At 66.7% G+C, this 15,418-nt stretch carries 22 protein-coding genes; 9 read left to right on the forward strand and 13 right to left on the reverse strand.

The window, feature by feature from the left end; genetic code table 11:
* Nucleotides 1-165 precede the first annotated feature (165 nt).
* Complete coding sequence (gene queG, locus VGN66_RS06000; RefSeq protein WP_327517948.1) at nucleotides 166-1,206, forward strand: tRNA epoxyqueuosine(34) reductase QueG; 1,041 nt, start codon at nucleotides 166-168, stop codon at nucleotides 1,204-1,206.
* Nucleotides 1,207-1,218: 12 nt separating this feature from the next.
* Entirely contained in the window at nucleotides 1,219-1,554 is a 336-nt protein-coding gene (locus tag VGN66_RS06005; protein ID WP_327517949.1) for a hypothetical protein, read from the forward strand.
* A gap of 66 nt (nucleotides 1,555-1,620) precedes the next feature.
* On the opposite strand, the gene VGN66_RS06010 is transcribed toward VGN66_RS06005, so the two are convergent.
* Together VGN66_RS06010 and VGN66_RS06015 are read right to left on the reverse strand one after the other, a co-directional pair.
* On the reverse strand, nucleotides 1,621-1,998 hold the full coding sequence (locus VGN66_RS06010; protein ID WP_327517950.1) for a hypothetical protein: 378 nt from the start codon (nucleotides 1,996-1,998) through the stop codon (nucleotides 1,621-1,623).
* Nucleotides 1,995-2,678: an EI24 domain-containing protein gene (locus VGN66_RS06015; protein ID WP_327517951.1), complete on the reverse strand. Its 684-nt coding sequence runs from the start codon at nucleotides 2,676-2,678 to the stop codon at nucleotides 1,995-1,997. The genes VGN66_RS06010 and VGN66_RS06015 overlap by 4 nt, the downstream gene beginning before the upstream one ends.
* A gap of 98 nt (nucleotides 2,679-2,776) precedes the next feature.
* Between VGN66_RS06015 and VGN66_RS06020 the strand changes: the two genes are divergently transcribed.
* Nucleotides 2,777-3,772, forward strand: coding sequence for an adenosine kinase (locus tag VGN66_RS06020; protein ID WP_327517952.1), 996 nt, complete (start codon nucleotides 2,777-2,779; stop codon nucleotides 3,770-3,772).
* A gap of 73 nt (nucleotides 3,773-3,845) precedes the next feature.
* On the opposite strand, the gene VGN66_RS06025 is transcribed toward VGN66_RS06020, so the two are convergent.
* The 11 genes from VGN66_RS06025 to hisB form a co-directional block, all read right to left on the reverse strand.
* Nucleotides 3,846-5,378: an amino acid carrier protein gene (locus tag VGN66_RS06025; RefSeq protein ID WP_327517953.1), complete on the reverse strand. Its 1,533-nt coding sequence runs from the start codon at nucleotides 5,376-5,378 to the stop codon at nucleotides 3,846-3,848.
* A gap of 127 nt (nucleotides 5,379-5,505) precedes the next feature.
* On the reverse strand, nucleotides 5,506-7,086 hold the full coding sequence (locus VGN66_RS06030) for an amino acid permease (protein WP_327517954.1): 1,581 nt from the start codon (nucleotides 7,084-7,086) through the stop codon (nucleotides 5,506-5,508).
* Between the two features lie 135 nt (nucleotides 7,087-7,221).
* Complete coding sequence (locus tag VGN66_RS06035; RefSeq protein WP_327517955.1) at nucleotides 7,222-7,644, reverse strand: histidine triad nucleotide-binding protein; 423 nt, start codon at nucleotides 7,642-7,644, stop codon at nucleotides 7,222-7,224.
* A 148-nt stretch (nucleotides 7,645-7,792) separates the two neighbouring features.
* Nucleotides 7,793-8,110, reverse strand: coding sequence for a phosphoribosyl-ATP diphosphatase (locus VGN66_RS06040; protein WP_327517956.1), 318 nt, complete (start codon nucleotides 8,108-8,110; stop codon nucleotides 7,793-7,795).
* Between the two features lie 31 nt (nucleotides 8,111-8,141).
* Nucleotides 8,142-8,339, reverse strand: a complete 198-nt coding sequence (locus VGN66_RS06045; protein WP_327517957.1) for a hypothetical protein — start codon at nucleotides 8,337-8,339, stop codon at nucleotides 8,142-8,144.
* A 41-nt stretch (nucleotides 8,340-8,380) separates the two neighbouring features.
* A complete protein-coding gene (locus VGN66_RS06050; protein WP_327517958.1) occupies nucleotides 8,381-8,614 on the reverse strand; it encodes a PEP-CTERM sorting domain-containing protein in 234 nt (77 codons plus the stop codon).
* Nucleotides 8,615-8,738: 124 nt separating this feature from the next.
* Nucleotides 8,739-9,506, reverse strand: coding sequence for an imidazole glycerol phosphate synthase subunit HisF (gene hisF, locus VGN66_RS06055; RefSeq protein WP_224921366.1), 768 nt, complete (start codon nucleotides 9,504-9,506; stop codon nucleotides 8,739-8,741).
* 58 nt (nucleotides 9,507-9,564) lie between these two features.
* Nucleotides 9,565-10,338 carry a 1-(5-phosphoribosyl)-5-[(5-phosphoribosylamino)methylideneamino]imidazole-4-carboxamide isomerase gene (gene hisA / locus VGN66_RS06060; RefSeq protein WP_327517959.1) on the reverse strand — a complete coding sequence of 258 codons (774 nt, stop codon included), beginning with the start codon at nucleotides 10,336-10,338 and terminating at the stop codon, nucleotides 9,565-9,567.
* Nucleotides 10,326-10,925 carry an imidazole glycerol phosphate synthase subunit HisH gene (gene hisH, locus VGN66_RS06065; RefSeq protein WP_327517960.1) on the reverse strand — a complete coding sequence of 200 codons (600 nt, stop codon included), beginning with the start codon at nucleotides 10,923-10,925 and terminating at the stop codon, nucleotides 10,326-10,328. The genes hisA and hisH overlap by 13 nt, the downstream gene beginning before the upstream one ends.
* Nucleotides 10,922-11,230, reverse strand: coding sequence for a YciI family protein (locus VGN66_RS06070; protein WP_327517961.1), 309 nt, complete (start codon nucleotides 11,228-11,230; stop codon nucleotides 10,922-10,924). Before VGN66_RS06070 ends, hisH begins: the two co-directional genes overlap by 4 nt.
* 3 nt (nucleotides 11,231-11,233) lie before the next feature.
* A complete protein-coding gene (hisB, locus tag VGN66_RS06075; RefSeq protein WP_327517962.1) occupies nucleotides 11,234-11,821 on the reverse strand; it encodes an imidazoleglycerol-phosphate dehydratase HisB in 588 nt (195 codons plus the stop codon).
* 103 nt (nucleotides 11,822-11,924) lie between these two features.
* Here hisB and VGN66_RS06080 point away from each other — a divergent pair, with 103 nt between their 5' ends.
* From VGN66_RS06080 to gmk, 6 genes are all read left to right on the forward strand, one after another.
* Nucleotides 11,925-12,410, forward strand: coding sequence for an SspB family protein (locus tag VGN66_RS06080; RefSeq protein ID WP_327517963.1), 486 nt, complete (start codon nucleotides 11,925-11,927; stop codon nucleotides 12,408-12,410).
* Nucleotides 12,411-12,463: 53 nt separating this feature from the next.
* Complete coding sequence (gene fumC, locus VGN66_RS06085) at nucleotides 12,464-13,849, forward strand: class II fumarate hydratase (protein WP_327517964.1); 1,386 nt, start codon at nucleotides 12,464-12,466, stop codon at nucleotides 13,847-13,849.
* 227 nt (nucleotides 13,850-14,076) lie between these two features.
* Nucleotides 14,077-14,211, forward strand: coding sequence for a hypothetical protein (locus VGN66_RS06090; RefSeq protein ID WP_263622440.1), 135 nt, complete (start codon nucleotides 14,077-14,079; stop codon nucleotides 14,209-14,211).
* Nucleotides 14,208-14,402 carry a hypothetical protein gene (locus tag VGN66_RS06095; RefSeq protein ID WP_294018396.1) on the forward strand — a complete coding sequence of 65 codons (195 nt, stop codon included), beginning with the start codon at nucleotides 14,208-14,210 and terminating at the stop codon, nucleotides 14,400-14,402. The genes VGN66_RS06090 and VGN66_RS06095 overlap by 4 nt, the downstream gene beginning before the upstream one ends.
* Nucleotides 14,399-14,590, forward strand: a complete 192-nt coding sequence (locus tag VGN66_RS06100) for a hypothetical protein (protein WP_294018395.1) — start codon at nucleotides 14,399-14,401, stop codon at nucleotides 14,588-14,590. The genes VGN66_RS06095 and VGN66_RS06100 overlap by 4 nt, the downstream gene beginning before the upstream one ends.
* Before the next feature lie 147 nt (nucleotides 14,591-14,737).
* Entirely contained in the window at nucleotides 14,738-15,412 is a 675-nt protein-coding gene (gene gmk / locus VGN66_RS06105; RefSeq protein WP_412103450.1) for a guanylate kinase, read from the forward strand.
* The last annotated feature ends 6 nt before the right edge of the window (nucleotides 15,413-15,418 follow it).

The raw sequence follows: 15,418 nt of genomic DNA on the forward strand, positions 1-15,418 counted from the left end.
GCTTGGCTTACCGTGGTAGCGGGGGGTGATGCATGAGCGCAAGGCACGTCGATTCTTTTCCGCTTCGCGGAAGCGGCACCGGCCCGCTCCCCCACCCGGCCACCCAGCGCAACTCTCCTATGGGTGGCCGGGTGGGGGAGCGGGCCGGTGCCGCGCGGGGCAGCTATGCTGACCCGCCCGCTCGAAGAGCGCATTCGCGAAACGGCGGCGGAGCTGGGCTTTGCCGCGTGCGGATTCGCGTCGGCTGACGCTGCCCCGCTCGCCGGGAAGCGCCTGCGCGAATGGCTCGCCGAGGGCCGCCATGGCGACATGATCTGGATGGAGGAGCGCGCGCACCACCGCGAAAGCCCCGCCGGCCTGTGGCCCGAAGTGCGCAGCGTGATCGCACTGGGCATGAGCTACGCCCCCGCATACGATCCGCTCGCGCTGGCGGGGGAGGGAGATCGCGGCCGCATCTCGGTCTATGCGCAGGGCGCGGACTATCATGACGTGGTCAAGAAGGCGCTGAAGGCGCTCGGCCGCTGGCTGGCGCAGGAGGCCGGGTGCGACCTCAAGGTGTTCGTCGACACCGCCCCGGTGATGGAAAAGCCGCTGTCAGAGGCTGCGGGGCTGGGCTGGCAGGGCAAGCACACCAATCTGGTCAGCCGGTCGCATGGCAGCTGGCTGTTCCTCGGCGCGATCTACACGACGCTGGAGCTGGCACCCGACGCCCCGGGGCGGGACCGTTGCGGGTCGTGCGACGCCTGCCAGCGCGCCTGCCCGACCGATGCCTTCCCCGCACCTTACACACTCGATGCGCGGCGCTGCATTTCGTATCTGACGATCGAGCATAAGGGGCCGATCCCGGAGGAATTTCGCGAAGGCATCGGCAACCGCATCTATGGCTGCGACGATTGCCTCGCAGTCTGCCCCTGGAACAAGTTCGCGCAGGTTGCCGCGCGCAACTTGGCCTTCGCCCCGCGCGCCGAACTGACCGCACCCGAACTCGCCGACCTGCTCGCGCTCGACGATGCGGGGTTCAGGCAGGTGTTCTCCGGCTCTCCGATCAAGCGCATTGGGCGCGACCGCATGGTGCGAAACTGCCTGATCGCGGCGGGGAACAGCGGCGATCCGGCGTTGCGTCCGGCGGTCGCGGCGCTGGTGGACGACCCCGATCCGGTGGTAAGCGAGGCAGCAGACTGGGCGCTCAAGAAGCTCGGCGGATAGGGGGGGGTGACGATGCGCCTGTTTCAACTCTTGCTGATTGCACTGTGGCTCGTGCTGGTGGTCTACACCGGCGTCGTGATTGCCCGACACGGCATCGACCTGTTGCCCGTGTTCTTCGGCGACATGGCGAAGCTGGCGTGGCCGGGGCAGTTCAACCTCGACTTTATGTGCTTCCTCGTCCTGTCCGCGCTGTGGACGGCGTGGCGCAACGGCTTTTCCGCCGGTGGCCTGGCGCTGGCGCTGGTCGCGTTTTTCGCTGGCGCCGGATTCCTGCTGCCTTACCTGCTGTGGCTGACGATCACCGCGCGCGGCGACATGCGTCGCGTGCTGCTGGGCGTCCGAACCTAACGCCACTCTTAGCCCCTCCCGCAAGCGGGAGGGGTTGGGGAGGGTCTTCTTCTTCTTTCGCCGACGTTACCGCCCCGCCCGGCTCGCCCGGATCGCCGCGGCACAGCTCGCCTGATCGATCGGCGCACCGTCGCGCTGGCGCGTCTCGGCAAAGGTCACCACCGGATCGCCGCGCCCGGACTTGGGCGGGTAGAGATAGGCGTCGAGCACGCAGATCGGCCCGCCGAACTGCAGCTTGCGCGCGCTGCCCTCGGTCACGTCGAGCAGCGGGCGGCCGAACTGGGCGATCAGCGAATTGGCGCTCGCCCCCATCACCGTGGTCAGCGCGGCCATGCCCGGCTGGGGCACCGGCACCGGCGCGGCGCGGCCGGGCGGGGGAATGACGCCGCCGCCGCCACAGGCGGACAACAGGGCAAGGGCGGTCAGCGCCGCAATCACTCTCACTTGGGGCTTCTCCGGTGGAACATGTGCGTCGCCATCGCCGCGCCGACGATCGGCGCGATCAGATTGACGAACGGGATGAAGAACAATCCGGTTCCAGCCGCACCGGTTGCAAATCGGACGAGCCGGGTGGAGCCGCGCCAACGCTGCACGTCGCGCGCCGGCATGTGGCGCACCGCGACCATATCACCCAGATCGCGCCCGAGCAGCCAGCTGTTGACGATGAAGAAGGCGATCGGCGTGCCGATGCCGGTCACCATCAGGATCAGATAGAGCGGCGAAAGCGCAAGGTTGACCAGCAGCGCCCGCCCCGCCGAGCGCAGCCCCATCGCGGCGGAGCGCGCGAAGCTGACGTCGCGCGCGGCAGCGAAGCGTTCGGGATAGTGCTTCGCCTCGACCGCATGGACCACCTCGTCCGCGAACACGCCGATCACCGCGATCGCGATCACGCGGAACAACAGCCAGGCGCCGAGCAGCGCGATCAGGAACGCGGCGGCGGCGGCGAGGCTCGCCATGCTCTGGCTGGCGGCGAAAGTGGTCGCGACGAGATATTCGATCCCGAACCACAGCCCCGCGCCCAGTGCGGCAAAGATCGCCAGCGTCACCAGCATCGACTTGGCGAACACCGCAACGATGCGCTTGTCGAATAGCTGGCCGATCGAAAGGAGCAGCGCCTGGATCATCACGCGCATCGATGCGGGTGCGCTTGCCCCAAGTCAACGCAGTTGCGCCGCACCGCGCCGCAGGATAGGCGCGCGACATCTATTTTCCGGAGACAGCAGTGACCGCACCCACCCACGACGTCGTCGCGATCGGCAACGCCATCGTCGACATTCTGGCCCAGGCCGAAGACAGCTTCATCGAAGAGATCGGCGTCGCCAAGGGCTCGATGCAGCTCATGTTCTCGCCCGAAGAGGCCGATGCCCTTTATTCCAGGATGGGTCCGGGCCGCGAGGTTTCGGGCGGGTCGGCGGCGAACACCGTTGCCGGCATGGCCGCGCTCGGCAGCCGCACCGCGTTCATCGGCCAGGTCGCCGACGATCAGCTGGGTCAGGTGTTCGGCCATGACCTGCGCGCCGCCGGCGTCGATTTCGGCACCGCGGTCCGCCCGGGCCAGCCGACGACGGCGCGCTGCCTGATCTTCGTGACGCCGGATGGCCAGCGCACGATGAACACTTTCCTCGGCGCGTCGCAGTTCCTGCCTGAGGCAGCACTCGACCGCGACCTGATCGCCAGCGGCGCGATCCTGTATCTCGAAGGCTATCTGTGGGATCCGGAAGAACCGCGTCAGGCGATGCGCGCCGCGATCGGGATCGCCCGCGACGCGGGCCGCAAGGTCGCGTTCACGCTGTCGGACGTGTTCTGCATCAGCCGCCATGGCGACGATTTCCGCGCGCTGATCGCCGAGGGCCTTGTCGACATCCTGTTCGCGAACGAGAATGAGCTGCTGGCGCTCGCGCAGGTCGAGGATTTCGACGCAGCGGTTGAGCAGGTTGCGGCGCAGGTGCCGACCCTCGTCGTCACGCGCAGCGAAAATGGCGCGATTGCGGTGCAGGGCGGCGCACGCGTCGCAGTCGCGGCCGAGCCGATCGAACGCGTGGTCGATACCACCGGCGCAGGCGACCTGTTCGCCGCAGGCTTCCTCCACGGCCAGGCACAGGGCTGGGATGTCGAAAAGTCGCTGAAGCTCGGCGCGGTGTGCGCGGCGGAAATCATCTCGCACTATGGCGCGCGGCCTGAGGCAGACCTCAAGGACGTCGCCGCGAAGCTCGGCTGATCGTTCTGGCGCGCAGCTGAAAAGAAAAAGGCCGGGGTCTCCCCCGGCCTTTTTTGTTGGGTCGAACCAGCGCTTACTCCGCCGGTTCGTCGCGCAATTCTGCCGGTGTCTCGCGACCATGGTCCTTGCCCGCCGATCGGTGACCCCTGGCCAGCTTGAACACGACGCCCGACAGCAACGCGAGCGCCAGCAGGTTGGGCAGCGCCATCGCCGCATTGGAAATGTCACCGAGCCGCCAGATCAGCTCGAGATCGACTGTGCTGGCGACGAAGATCACAACGCACCACAGCAGCCGCCAGGTGATGTGCAGCAGCTTTTCGCCGCGCGGGGTTGCGCCCGGAAACTGGTCGTAGACGAACGTGATCGCCCGTTCGCCATAATAGCTCCAGGTGAGCAAGGTCGTGAACACGAACAGCAACAGCGCAACCGACGCGACCAGCGTGCCGAGCGGAATGCCCGCGATCAGCGTCGGAAAGGCCGCTGCGAACGCGCCGGAGGTCATCGCAAAGCCGCTGAGATCCGATTGCCAGGCATGCTCGACCGCTGCGCCCGCATGGGTGAAATTGCCCTGCACGGTCAGCAGGACGAGCGCGGTCATGGTGCAGATCACGATCGTGTCGATGAACGTGCCCATCATTGCGAACCGGCCCTGCAACGCCGGATCGTTGGTCTGCGCGACCGCATGCGCGATCGGGGTCGAGCCCTGACCGGCCTCGTTCGAGAACAAGCCCCGCGCGACGCCCGCACGGATCGCCATGATCAGTGCCGCACCAAGAAACCCGCCCGATGCCGCCTGCGGATTGAACGCACCCGAAAAGATGCGACCGAAGGTTTCGGGCAGGTCGCTCGCATTCATCACCAGCGCGACGACCGCGAGGGCGATGTAGCTCAGCGCCATCACCGGCACGACCTTTTCAGCGACCGCGCCGATCGACTTGATCCCGCCGAGGATGACGACGAACACCGCGACCGCCGCGATCAGGCCGCCGACCCATTCCTCCATCCCGGTCAGTTCGGTGACCGAATCGGCAAAGCTGTTCGCCTGGATGCCGTTGCCGGTGACCAGTGCCGAGAAGAGCGTGCCCAGACAGAAGACCGTCGCCAGCCACTTCCATTTCGGGCCGAGACCGTAGGTGATGTAGCTCATCGGGCCACCGCGATAGGTGCCGTCCGCCGCCTGTTCGCGAAAGCGGATCGACAGAGCGCCTTCGGCAAAGGCCAGTGCCATGCCGATCAACGCGGTAATCCACATCCAGAAGATTGCGCCCGGCCCGCCAAGGGTGATCGCGGTCGCGACGCCGGCAAGATTGCCGGTGCCGACCTGACCCGACAGCGCCGTCGACAACGCGGCGAAAGGGGAAATTTCCCCCGCGCCGCCGCTCGACTTCTTGAACAGCCCCTTGAACGCCGAACCCAGCTTGACGATCGGGTAGAAGCGCAGCCCGATCATCAGATACAGGCCGATCCCGAACAGGATCACGACCATCGGCGGGAGCGGCAGCACCGCCTCGCCATTCCAGCTGCCGCCCCAGATGAAGTCCGATACATTGGTCACATGGTCGATCAGTCCGACCGTTGCGGTCGCACTATCTGCGGCTGCGCTCATCATATCCCCCTGATTACCCCGAAAGCGCGGAGGCTAGCGCAGTGCGGGGCGGGTGCAAGCGCTTTGCAACGAAAACGGGGCCGGAAGCATCTGCTTCCAGCCCCGCATTTTCGCGACCCCTTGCCGGTCAGCGGCGGTCTTCGTCGTCCACCCCCGGGATGCCCGGTTCGATGTCCTGAACCTCGCTCTCATGGACCACGACGACGCCGCGGCCGAGATGGCTCCTGCGATAGCCATAGAGGAAATAGATCACGAGGCCGATGGCTCCCCAGATCGGCAGCACCAGCATCGCTTCGAACGGCAGGTTGACGAACAGGAAGATACAGCCCGCGACCGTCGCCGGACCAACGAACCACAATGCCGGGGTGCGGAACGACCGCTTGCGGTTCGGTTCGGTCTTGCGCAGCATCATCACCGCGATCGCCACCATCATGAACGCAAACAGCGTGCCGGCATTGGCGATGTCGGCGAGCTTGCCCACCGGCAGGAATGCCGCCGCAGTCGCGACGATCACGCCGGTGATCGCGGTGACGACATAGGGGGTCTTCCACTTCGGATGGATCTTCGACAGCCCCTCGGGCAGCAGGCCGTCGCGCGACATCACGAAGAAGATGCGCGTCTGGGCGAACAGCAGCACGAGGATGACCGAGGGCAGCGCGACAAAGGCCGCAATGCCCAGCATGTTGCCGACACCCGAAAAACCGATCTGGCGCAGCACATGGGCCAGCGCCTCATCCGAGCAGACGAGCGGCAGGTTGTTGGCGGAGAAGGTCGCGCACTGACGCGCGAGTTCTTCCGACCCGGCGGGGAAGGGGACGCCGTTCGGACCCATCAGCGGCTGGCCGCCGATCGTGCCGATCGCGCCGGCTGCAACCAGAATGTAAAAGACGGTGCAGAACAGCAGCGATCCGATCAGGCCGATCGGTACGTTGCGCTGCGGGTTCTTGGTTTCCTCAGCCGCAGTCGAGACCGCGTCGAATCCGACATAGGCAAAGAAGATCGTCGCCGCTGCGCCGACTGCGCCAAGCCCCGTGCCAAGCCCGCCGAACACGCCTGCGGGCAGGAATGGATTGAACTTCTCCATCTCGACTTCGGGCAGCGTCAGAAAGATGAAGGCGGTGAGCGCCGACACCTTGATCGCGACCAGCACCGCGTTGACCTTGGCGCTTTCCGACGTGCCGATCATCAGCAGGCCGGTGACCAGCAGGGCAATGAACACTGCGGGCAGGTTGACCAGGCCACCCTCGACCCCACCCAGCGCCAGCGGCGCGCCGGACAGGAAGGCGGGTAGCCCGACCCCGGTGAATTCGGTAATCAAACCATTGAGATAGCCTGACCAACCGACCGACACCGCGCTCGCCGCCACGGCATATTCAAGCACCAGTGCCCAGCCCACGGTCCAGGCAAGCAACTCACCCATCACCGAATAGGTATAGGTATAGGCGGACCCGGCGACCGGGATCATCGCCGCGATTTCGGCGTAGCAGAGTGCGGCGACGATGCAGATCAGTCCGGCGATCGCAAAGGCCAGCATCAGGCCGGGGCCGGCCTTTTGCGCGCCAGCGGCGGTCAGCACGAAGATACCCGTGCCGATGATGCAGCCGATGCCGAACAGCATCAGCTGGAAAGCGCCCAGCGAGCGATGCAGAGACTTGCTCTCCGCAGTCGCCAATATGGCGTCGAGAGGCTTAACGCGCCCAAAAATCATGCAATCATCCCCTTGGTCGGCGCGGCTTTTGCCTCGTCGCCGATGATACGAACCGCGCGAGCCTAGTCGCAAATCCGGACGGTGCAATCCCTCAGTTGCATCACGCATTGCGCGTGATTGGCCCCCTTGTGTGCCTCAACCGATCGCGTCTCCGCGCGCGAGCATTGCGTTGACGGTGCCGGGATCAACCAGCATCGGCCCAAGCTTGCGCCCCGCGAACAGGTGGACGTGCAGATGCCCGACCGTCTGGTGCGCGTCGGCCCCGGCATTGGCGAGCAGGCGATATCCCGGCGCGACGAGTCCCGCGTCGCGCGCGACCTTGCCCACCGCGCGCACGAAGCCTGCGATCTCCGCATCGCTCGCCCGCGCGCTGAAATCGTCCCAGCTGACATAGGCGCCCTTCGGGATCACCAGAATATGCGTCGGCGCGACCGGGGCGATGTCGGGGAAGGCGAGGGCGTAATCGTCCTCATAGATGCGCTTGGCCGGAATCTCGCCGCGCAGGATCTTCGCGAAGATATTCTGGTCGTCATAGGGCTGAGTGGCGTCGACGGGCATAAGTCCCCCTCCCGCTGGCGGGAGGGGTTAGGGGAGGGCCTGTCCTCCGAACCTTCCGCGAGCGATTGAACAGGCCCTCCCCCGACCCCTCCCGCAAGCGGGAGGGGAGATCAAGTGCGGCCATCCCTTCCGCACGCGGAAGGGAATATCAAGTACGCGCCGCCTTTTCGTCGATCCCCGACACCCCCTCGCGCCGCGCGAGTTCTGCACGGACATCATCGAGGCTCAGGTCCATGTCGGCGAGCAGGACGAGCAGGTGGAAGATCAGGTCCGCCGCCTCTCCGGTCACCCCGGCGCGGTCGTCCTGCACCGCGGCGATTGCGGCCTCGACCGCTTCCTCGCCCAGCTTCTGTGCGATCTTGGCGCGGCCCTTGGCGGTGAGCTTGGCGACATAGGATGACGCCGGATCGCCCATGCGGCGGTCGCGGATCACGGTTTCGAGCGTCGCGAGGATGTCGTCGGCCATGGTCGCGCAGTCGGTCAGCCGCGCGCTGGTGTCAATCCTGTGAACTGGCCTCGCGGCGCGCACGGGCACGGCGGCGCATCGCACGCTGGGCAAGCCACAGCCCGCCCGCTGCCATCGCGGCGAGCGCCAGGTCCGACAGCTCGGGCATCGTCCGGCGGCTGATCTCGCCGCTATGCGCCGCGAATGCGGGGGCGGCGGTCAGCAGGATCAGGGGCAGGGCGCGGAACATGGGCGCAAGCCTAGCCCCGCGACCCTGCCAAATGGTTTAAATCAATCCTCGCGCTTGCGACGGCGGCGCATGATCGCGGCGCCGGCAATGCCGAGTGCGAACAGGCCGATTGCGGCCGGCTCGGGGATCGAGGTGGGGCTGCCGCCCGACGATCCGGTGCCGCCGCCCGACGACGATCCCGGCGGAGTCGAGGTCGGCGGCTTGTCATAGGCAAGCGCCGGCGCGGCGGCGAACGCGGCGGCAAGCGCGGCGAGGCGAAGGCTGGTGCAAATCATGGGGTTCTCCCGTTCCCTGTGGTTAGCGGGGGAGGGAGCAAGAAGCCTGCCAGCGAGTGCAAATGCGCCGGATCAGCGGGAGTCGAGGGTTAACGCGCCAACGCCGCAACCGGTAACTGTCAAATTAACCGACGGTGCGGACCGGGATCCCGGCTCCTGCCAGCGCGGCATGCGCGTCGGCGATGCTCGCCTGACCGAAATGGAAGATCGATGCGGCGAGGACGGCGCTGGCATGCCCCTCGACAATGCCGGCGACCAGATCGGCGAGCCCGCCGACGCCGCCTGACGCCACCACCGGCACGCGCACCTGATCGGCGATCGTGCGGATCAGCGCCAGGTCATAGCCATCGCGCGTGCCATCGCGGTCCATCGAGGTCACGAGCAATTCGCCCGCGCCCAGCCGCGCGAGGTTCAGCGCATGCTCGACCGCGTCGATGCCGGTCGGCTTGCGCCCGCCATGGGTGAACACTTCCCAGCGGCCCGGCGCGACCTGCCGCGCATCGACCGATGCGACGACGCACTGGCTGCCCATTTTCTCGGCGATGTCTGCGACCAGCTCGGGCCGCGCGACCGCCGCGCTGTTCACCGCGACCTTGTCCGCGCCGGCGAGCAGCAGCGCGCGCGCGTCCTCGACGCTGCGCACTCCGCCGCCGACGGTCAGCGGCATGAAGCACACTTCGGCGGTGCGGCGCACGACATCAAGGATCGTGCCGCGCGCCTCATGGCTGGCGGTGATGTCGAGGAAGCACAGCTCGTCCGCCCCGGCGGCGTCATAGGCGCGCGCCTGCTCGACCGGATCGCCGGCATCAACCAGATCAACGAAGTTCACACCCTTGACGACGCGCCCCCCGGCGACGTCGAGACAAGGAATGACGCGCGCGCGGACGGTCACTTCTGCTCCCTCTCTCCGCTTGCGGGGAGAGGGCCGGGGAGAGGGGCCTGTCGAGGGCTCATTCCATCTGCCCCTCTCCCCGACCCTCTCCCCTGAAGGGGAGAGGGAGCTTTGCCACCGCCAGCGCCTCGGCCAGATCCAGCCGCCCGTCATACAGCGCCCGGCCGGTAATCACCCCCTCGATCCCCGGCTGGCCAACCAGCGCATGAATATCCGCGATTCCCGCCACGCCGCCGCTGGCGATCACCGGGATCGATACCTCGGCCGCAAGCGCCACCGTCGCCTCGACATTACAGCCCTTGAGCAACCCGTCGCGGCCGACATCGGTGAACAGCAACGCCGCAACCCCGGCATCCTCGAAGCGGTGGCCGAGTTCGGCGATCGACACGCTCGACACGTCCGCCCAGCCCTTGGTCGCGACGAAGCCGTCGCGCGCGTCCACCGCCACGACCACGCGGCCGGGATGCGCCGCCGCCGTCTCGCGGACGAAATCGGGGTCTTCCAGCGCCGCCGTGCCGATCACCACGCGGGTCACGCCCAGATCGAGCCAGCGCTCGACCGACTCGCGGTTGCGGATGCCGCCGCCCAGCTGGACCTTGCCCGGAAAGCGGTCGACGATCGCCGCGACCGCGACGCCGTTGACCGACTCACCCGCGAATGCACCGTCGAGATCGACGACGTGCAGCCACTCGGCCCCGGCCTGCGCGAACAGCGCCGCCTGCGCGGCGGGATCGTCGCCATAGACGGTGGCGCGGGCCATATCGCCTTCGGCGAGGCGGACGACCTGCCCGGATTTGAGGTCGATGGCGGGGAAAACGATCACGGCTTCCATCCTAGAAAACGCTGGAGAAGCGCCAGCCCGTAACGCTGGCTCTTTTCGGGGTGGAACTGCACCCCCAGAATATTGTCGCGGCCGATCGCCGCAGTCACCGGCCCGCCATGCTGGGTAACCGCCAGCACGCCACTGCCCGAATAGGCAAAGCTGTGCAGGAAATAGGCTTCGCCCGGCTCGATCAGCGCATGCGGGGTGAGCGGGGTCACGTCGTTCCACCCCATGTGCGGGACATGGACATCGCCCGCCGGCAGTTCGCGCACCACGCCGTCCATCCAGCCAAGCCCATCATGGCTGCCATGTTCCTCGCCGCGCGTCGCGAGCAATTGCATGCCGACGCACACGCCCAGGAACGGCGCGCCCTGTTCGAGCACGCGACGCTCCATCGCCTCGACCATCCCGGGGATCGCACGCAGCCCCGCCGCGCACGCGCCGAACGCGCCGACGCCGGGCAGGACGATGCGATCGGCCCGCGCCACCGCGTCGGGATCGGCGGTAACCGCGACGCCCACCGCCCCGGCGGCTTTCAGCGCATTGTGGACCGAATGAAGATTGCCCGCGCCGTAATCGATCAGGGCGATGGTCATGCCAGCAGCGGCGCCAGCGCGTCGGCGGCGAAGCTCGCTGCGATCTCGGTCACGACCGCCGTCGCGACGCCCGAGCTGACGAGCGGGTCGGTCGCGGCAAACGCTTCCACCTCGGCGCGATGGCCGCGGCACAGGATGATGCCACCGGTGCGCGGCACCTGGCGCCCCGCGATCAGCAACAGACCTTCATCAAAACCGGCTTCCAGCCAGGCGACATGCGCCGCCATCTGCGCGTCGACCTGCTCGATCGGCGCGACATAGGCCAGGGTGATGACGCAGACCGGCGCGGCAGACAGGCGGGCCATGGCCTACAGCGTTCCCTTGGTGCTCGGGATCGTGTCCGCCTTGCGCGGGTCGATCTCCACCGCCTCACGCAGCGCGCGGGCAAGGCCCTTGAACGCGGCTTCGGCAATATGGTGGTTGTTGCTGCCGTATAAAGTCTCGACATGCAGCGTCAGGCCAGCGGTCTGGGCGAAGCTGTGGAACCAGTGTTCGAACATCTCGGTGTCCATCTCGCCGAGGCGCTTCTGGCTGAACTCGGTCTTCCACACGAGGAACGGGCGGCCGGAAATGTCGAGCGCGACGCGGGTCAGCGTCTCATCCATCGGTGACAGCGCATCGGCGTAGCGGCGGATGCCACGCTTGTCGCCCAGCGCCTTGGCCACCGCCTCGCCGATCGCGAGGCCTGTGTCCTCGACCGTGTGGTGCTGGTCGATATGCAGGTCGCCGACCGTTTTGACGTCGAGGTCGATCAGCGAATGGCGCGACAGCTGCTCGAGCATATGGTCGAAAAAGCCGATCCCGGTGGAGATCGCATAAGTGCCGGTGCCATCGAGGTTCATGGTCACATCGACCGATGTTTCGCTGGTCTTGCGGCTGATCGTGGCGGTACGCATGGCGGTTCCCATAGCGGTTGCGCTGGCGCGTGCAATCATCGCTGCACTTTCGGGAATGGCAACAAATCTTGACCGCTCCGCTGGCGTCGCTAGGTCAGGGCACATGACCGGCAATGTACCCGATAGCTTGATTCCCTATGACGAGATCGTGCAGGAGGCCCTGCGCGCGGTCGTCGGCCGGGTGCTGGACCAGGTCGCCGCGACCGGGGCATTGCCCGGCGCGCACCATTTCTACATCACGTTCAAGACGCGCGCGCCCGGCGTGGACATCCCCGACCGGCTGATCGAACGCTTCCCGGACGAGATGACGATCGTCCTTCAGCACCGTTTCTGGGACCTCAAGGTCGACGACAACCGCTTCTCGGTGGGTCTGAGCTTCAACCAGATTCCCTCGCTGCTGATCATCCCGTTCGCCGCGATCACCGGCTTCCACGACCCGGCGGTCAATTTCGAACTGCGCTTCCAGGCTGCAGAGGACCCCGACGGTCCCGAGCCGCATGACGAAGCCGAAAACGACGAACCCCCCGTCGCGACTCCGGTTGAGGACGGGTCGAACGTCGTCGCGGTGGACTTCAAGCGAAAGAAGTAAGGCTTGCGTTTGCGGCCGCGCATCCCAGCTTGGGTTGGGATGATGGAGGCTGCATGAGCGATACCCGCACCGAAACCGACTCGATCGGCGCGATCGAGGTGCCCGCCACCGCCTATTGGGGCGCGCAGACCCAGCGGAGCATCGAGAATTTCCCGTTCGGCCCGACCGAGCGGATGCCGATGGGCATCGTGCGGGCGCAGGCAATCGTCAAACAGGCGGCGGCGCGTGTGAATGCGAAGCACGGCCTGGCGCCGGAGATCGTCGCGGGAATCGAAGATGCGGCGCGCGCGATCGTCACCGGGCACCTCGACGACCAGTTTCCGCTGGTGATCTGGCAGACCGGCAGCGGCACCCAGACCAACATGAACGTCAATGAGGTGATCGCCGGCTATGCCAATGAACGGCTGGCAGGGACGCGCGGCGGCAAGGCACCCGTCCACCCCAACGACCATGTGAACATGAGCCAGTCGTCGAACGACAGCTTCCCCACCGCCCTGCACGTCGCGGCCGTGCTGGCGACGCGCGACGCACTGCTTCCTGCGCTCGACCGGCTGACCACCGCGCTCGTCGCCAAGGCGGAGGCATGGGGGCATATCGTCAAGATCGGTCGCACCCATACGCAGGACGCGACCCCGCTGACGCTGGGGCAGGAGTTTTCGGGCTACGCCGCGCAGCTGATCAGCTGCAAAGCGCGGATCGAGGGGGCGCTGAACGGCAATCTGCGCAAGCTCGCCATCGGCGGCACCGCGGTCGGCACCGGGCTGAATGCGCCGGCGGGCTGGGCCGAGGATATGGCCGCCGCCATTTCCGACATTACCGGCACCGCGTTCGAAAGCGCACCCAACAAATTCGAACAACTGGCAGCGAAGGACGGCCTCGTCTTCTTCTCGGGCGCGCTCAACACGCTGGCGGTGGCGCTGACCAAGATCGCCAACGACATCCGCTTCCTTGGCTCTGGCCCGCGCTCGGGGCTGGGGGAACTGTCGTTGCCGGCGAACGAGCCGGGCAGCTCGATCATGCCGGGCAAGGTCAATCCTACCCAGTGCGAATCGCTGACGATGGTTTCTGCGCAGGTGATCGGCAACCATCAGGCGGTCACCGTCGGGGGGATGCAGGGGCATTTCGAGCTGAACGTGTTCATGCCGCTGATTGGCGCGAATGTGCTGCGGTCGATCCATCTGCTCAGCGTCGGCATGGAGAGTTTCGCCGAACGCTGCGTCGAGGGGATGACCGCGAACAAAGGCCGCATCGCCGAACTGGTCGAGCGCTCGCTGATGCTCGTCACCGCGCTCGCGCCCGAGATCGGCTATGACAATGCCGCCAAGATCGCCAAGACCGCGCATGAGCAGGGGACGACGCTGCGCGAGGCCGGCCTCGCGCTCGGCCTGGTCGACGCCGCGACCTTCGACCGCCTCGTCCGCCCCGAAACGATGGTCTGAGCGGGTGTTTTGGATGCTTCCATAACCCTCCCCCGCCAGGGGGAGGTGGCAGCGCGTAGCGCTGACGGAGGGGGAGGAAGCATGACGTTCGATAGGGCACAGCCGTCCTCCCCCTCCGTCGCCTTCGGCGCCACCTCCCCCTGGCGGGGGAGGATAGAGCCATTCGCATCGCACTGCGGAACCCATTGGGCGCTCGCGCTTTTCCTCCACCAACGGAGGGCTGGTTAATGGACGGATCGATCTTCGGTGCGCTGCTCGGCGGAGTTGCGGTCGCATGTGCGGGCGCAGCGTTCTGGACCGGCCTGCGCGGCATGGGCGAGGTTTTCGACCTCGCCACGGGTGACAAGGAGTTTGGACGATGATCGGCGATCTGGTGGCAGGCTATATCGGCAAGCGAATCGATGAGAGCGATGGCGAGGGCGGTACGCTCGGCACGATCGCCGGCATCGCCGCATGGCGCGTCGGCAAGACGGTGGTTCCCGCTGCGATCGTGATCGGCGCAGCAGCATTCGGCTATCGCTATCTGCGTCGTCGCATGCGGACCGCGGCATGATTCGCACGCTCTTCGCCGCGTTGCTCGGTCGCGCGATTGACCGTCGCGATGGACGCGGCGGGATGAAGGGCGCGATCATCGGCGCGATGGGCCAGCGCGCGCTGACGCGCATGGGTCCGTTCGGCTGGGTGGTTGGCGGCCTGATCCTGCTGTGGTCGTTTATGACCGGCAGAAAACGGCGATACTGAACTCCGTTTGCGCTGAGCCTGTCGAAGCGCCGTAGCCCGCGTTCGATGACCGCCTTGCCCAGCCCTTCGACAAGCTCAGGGCAAACGCAGGACGGGAATCGCTCTGGTCACCTTGACGTGACCGCTCCCTCCGCGCCAATGGCGCGCATGGCGCATCGCGATTCCAAATATGAGTTCGACCGCAGGGGCGTACTGTTCGTCCTGTCCTCTCCCTCGGGCGCGGGCAAGTCGACCATCGCGCGCAAGTTGCTCGAACGCGAGCCCGGCATGGGCGTCTCGGTCTCCGCGACCACGCGCCCGATCCGTGCGGGCGAGCAGGACGGCCGCGAATATCACTTCCTGTCGACCGACGACTTCAAGGCCGCCGCAGCGCGCCACGAATTCCTCGAATGGGCGCACGTCTTCAACTATCGCTACGGCACCCCGCGCGAACCGGTGAAGCGCATGCTCGCCGATGGACAGGACGTCTTGTTCGATGTCGACTGGCAGGGCGCACAGCAGCTGTTCCAGCTTGAAGGCGGCGACGTCGTCCGCATTTTCATCGTGCCCCCGTCGCTCGCCGAACTCGAAAAGCGCCTGCGCGCCCGCGCGACCGACAGCGAAGATGTGATCCAGTATCGCATGAAGCGCGCCGAGCGTGAGCTGTCGCACTGGGACGGCTATGACTATGTCGTCGTCAACGACGATCTCGATGCGTGCTTCGAGAAGGTCCACACGATCCTCAAGGCTGAGCGCGAGAAGCGTTCACGCAAGCCCGGCCTGATCGGCTTCATCCGCGAACGCGCCGAAGAGGCGATCGAAATGGGCCTCGCCACGCGCTGATTTTCT

Origin of the sequence: Sphingomonas sp. (assembly GCF_035998645.1) — a bacterium.
Taxonomy (GTDB): domain Bacteria; phylum Pseudomonadota; class Alphaproteobacteria; order Sphingomonadales; family Sphingomonadaceae; genus Sphingomonas.

Bases quoted from the DNA above. Each gene is read 5' to 3' on its own strand.
- queG (WP_327517948.1), top strand. From the start codon at position 166: ATGCTGACCCGCCCGCTCGAAGAGCGCATTCGCGAAACGGCGGCGGAG.
- VGN66_RS06005 (WP_327517949.1), top strand. From the start codon at position 1,219: ATGCGCCTGTTTCAACTCTTGCTGATTGCACTGTGGCTCGTGCTGGTG.
- VGN66_RS06015 (WP_327517951.1), bottom strand. From the start codon at position 2,678: ATGATCCAGGCGCTGCTCCTTTCGATCGGCCAGCTATTCGACAAGCGC.
- VGN66_RS06025 (WP_327517953.1), bottom strand. From the start codon at position 5,378: ATGAGCGCAGCCGCAGATAGTGCGACCGCAACGGTCGGACTGATCGAC.
- VGN66_RS06030 (WP_327517954.1), bottom strand. From the start codon at position 7,086: ATGATTTTTGGGCGCGTTAAGCCTCTCGACGCCATATTGGCGACTGCG.
- VGN66_RS06035 (WP_327517955.1), bottom strand. From the start codon at position 7,644: ATGCCCGTCGACGCCACTCAGCCCTATGACGACCAGAATATCTTCGCG.
- VGN66_RS06040 (WP_327517956.1), bottom strand. From the start codon at position 8,110: ATGGCCGACGACATCCTCGCGACGCTCGAAACCGTGATCCGCGACCGC.
- VGN66_RS06045 (WP_327517957.1), bottom strand. From the start codon at position 8,339: ATGTTCCGCGCCCTGCCCCTGATCCTGCTGACCGCCGCCCCCGCATTC.
- VGN66_RS06050 (WP_327517958.1), bottom strand. From the start codon at position 8,614: ATGATTTGCACCAGCCTTCGCCTCGCCGCGCTTGCCGCCGCGTTCGCC.
- hisA (WP_327517959.1), bottom strand. From the start codon at position 10,338: ATGGAAGCCGTGATCGTTTTCCCCGCCATCGACCTCAAATCCGGGCAG.
- hisH (WP_327517960.1), bottom strand. From the start codon at position 10,925: ATGACCATCGCCCTGATCGATTACGGCGCGGGCAATCTTCATTCGGTC.
- VGN66_RS06070 (WP_327517961.1), bottom strand. From the start codon at position 11,230: ATGGCCCGCCTGTCTGCCGCGCCGGTCTGCGTCATCACCCTGGCCTAT.
- hisB (WP_327517962.1), bottom strand. From the start codon at position 11,821: ATGCGTACCGCCACGATCAGCCGCAAGACCAGCGAAACATCGGTCGAT.
- VGN66_RS06080 (WP_327517963.1), top strand. From the start codon at position 11,925: ATGACCGGCAATGTACCCGATAGCTTGATTCCCTATGACGAGATCGTG.
- fumC (WP_327517964.1), top strand. From the start codon at position 12,464: ATGAGCGATACCCGCACCGAAACCGACTCGATCGGCGCGATCGAGGTG.
- VGN66_RS06090 (WP_263622440.1), top strand. From the start codon at position 14,077: ATGGACGGATCGATCTTCGGTGCGCTGCTCGGCGGAGTTGCGGTCGCA.
- VGN66_RS06095 (WP_294018396.1), top strand. From the start codon at position 14,208: ATGATCGGCGATCTGGTGGCAGGCTATATCGGCAAGCGAATCGATGAG.
- VGN66_RS06100 (WP_294018395.1), top strand. From the start codon at position 14,399: ATGATTCGCACGCTCTTCGCCGCGTTGCTCGGTCGCGCGATTGACCGT.
- gmk (WP_412103450.1), top strand. From the start codon at position 14,738: ATGGCGCATCGCGATTCCAAATATGAGTTCGACCGCAGGGGCGTACTG.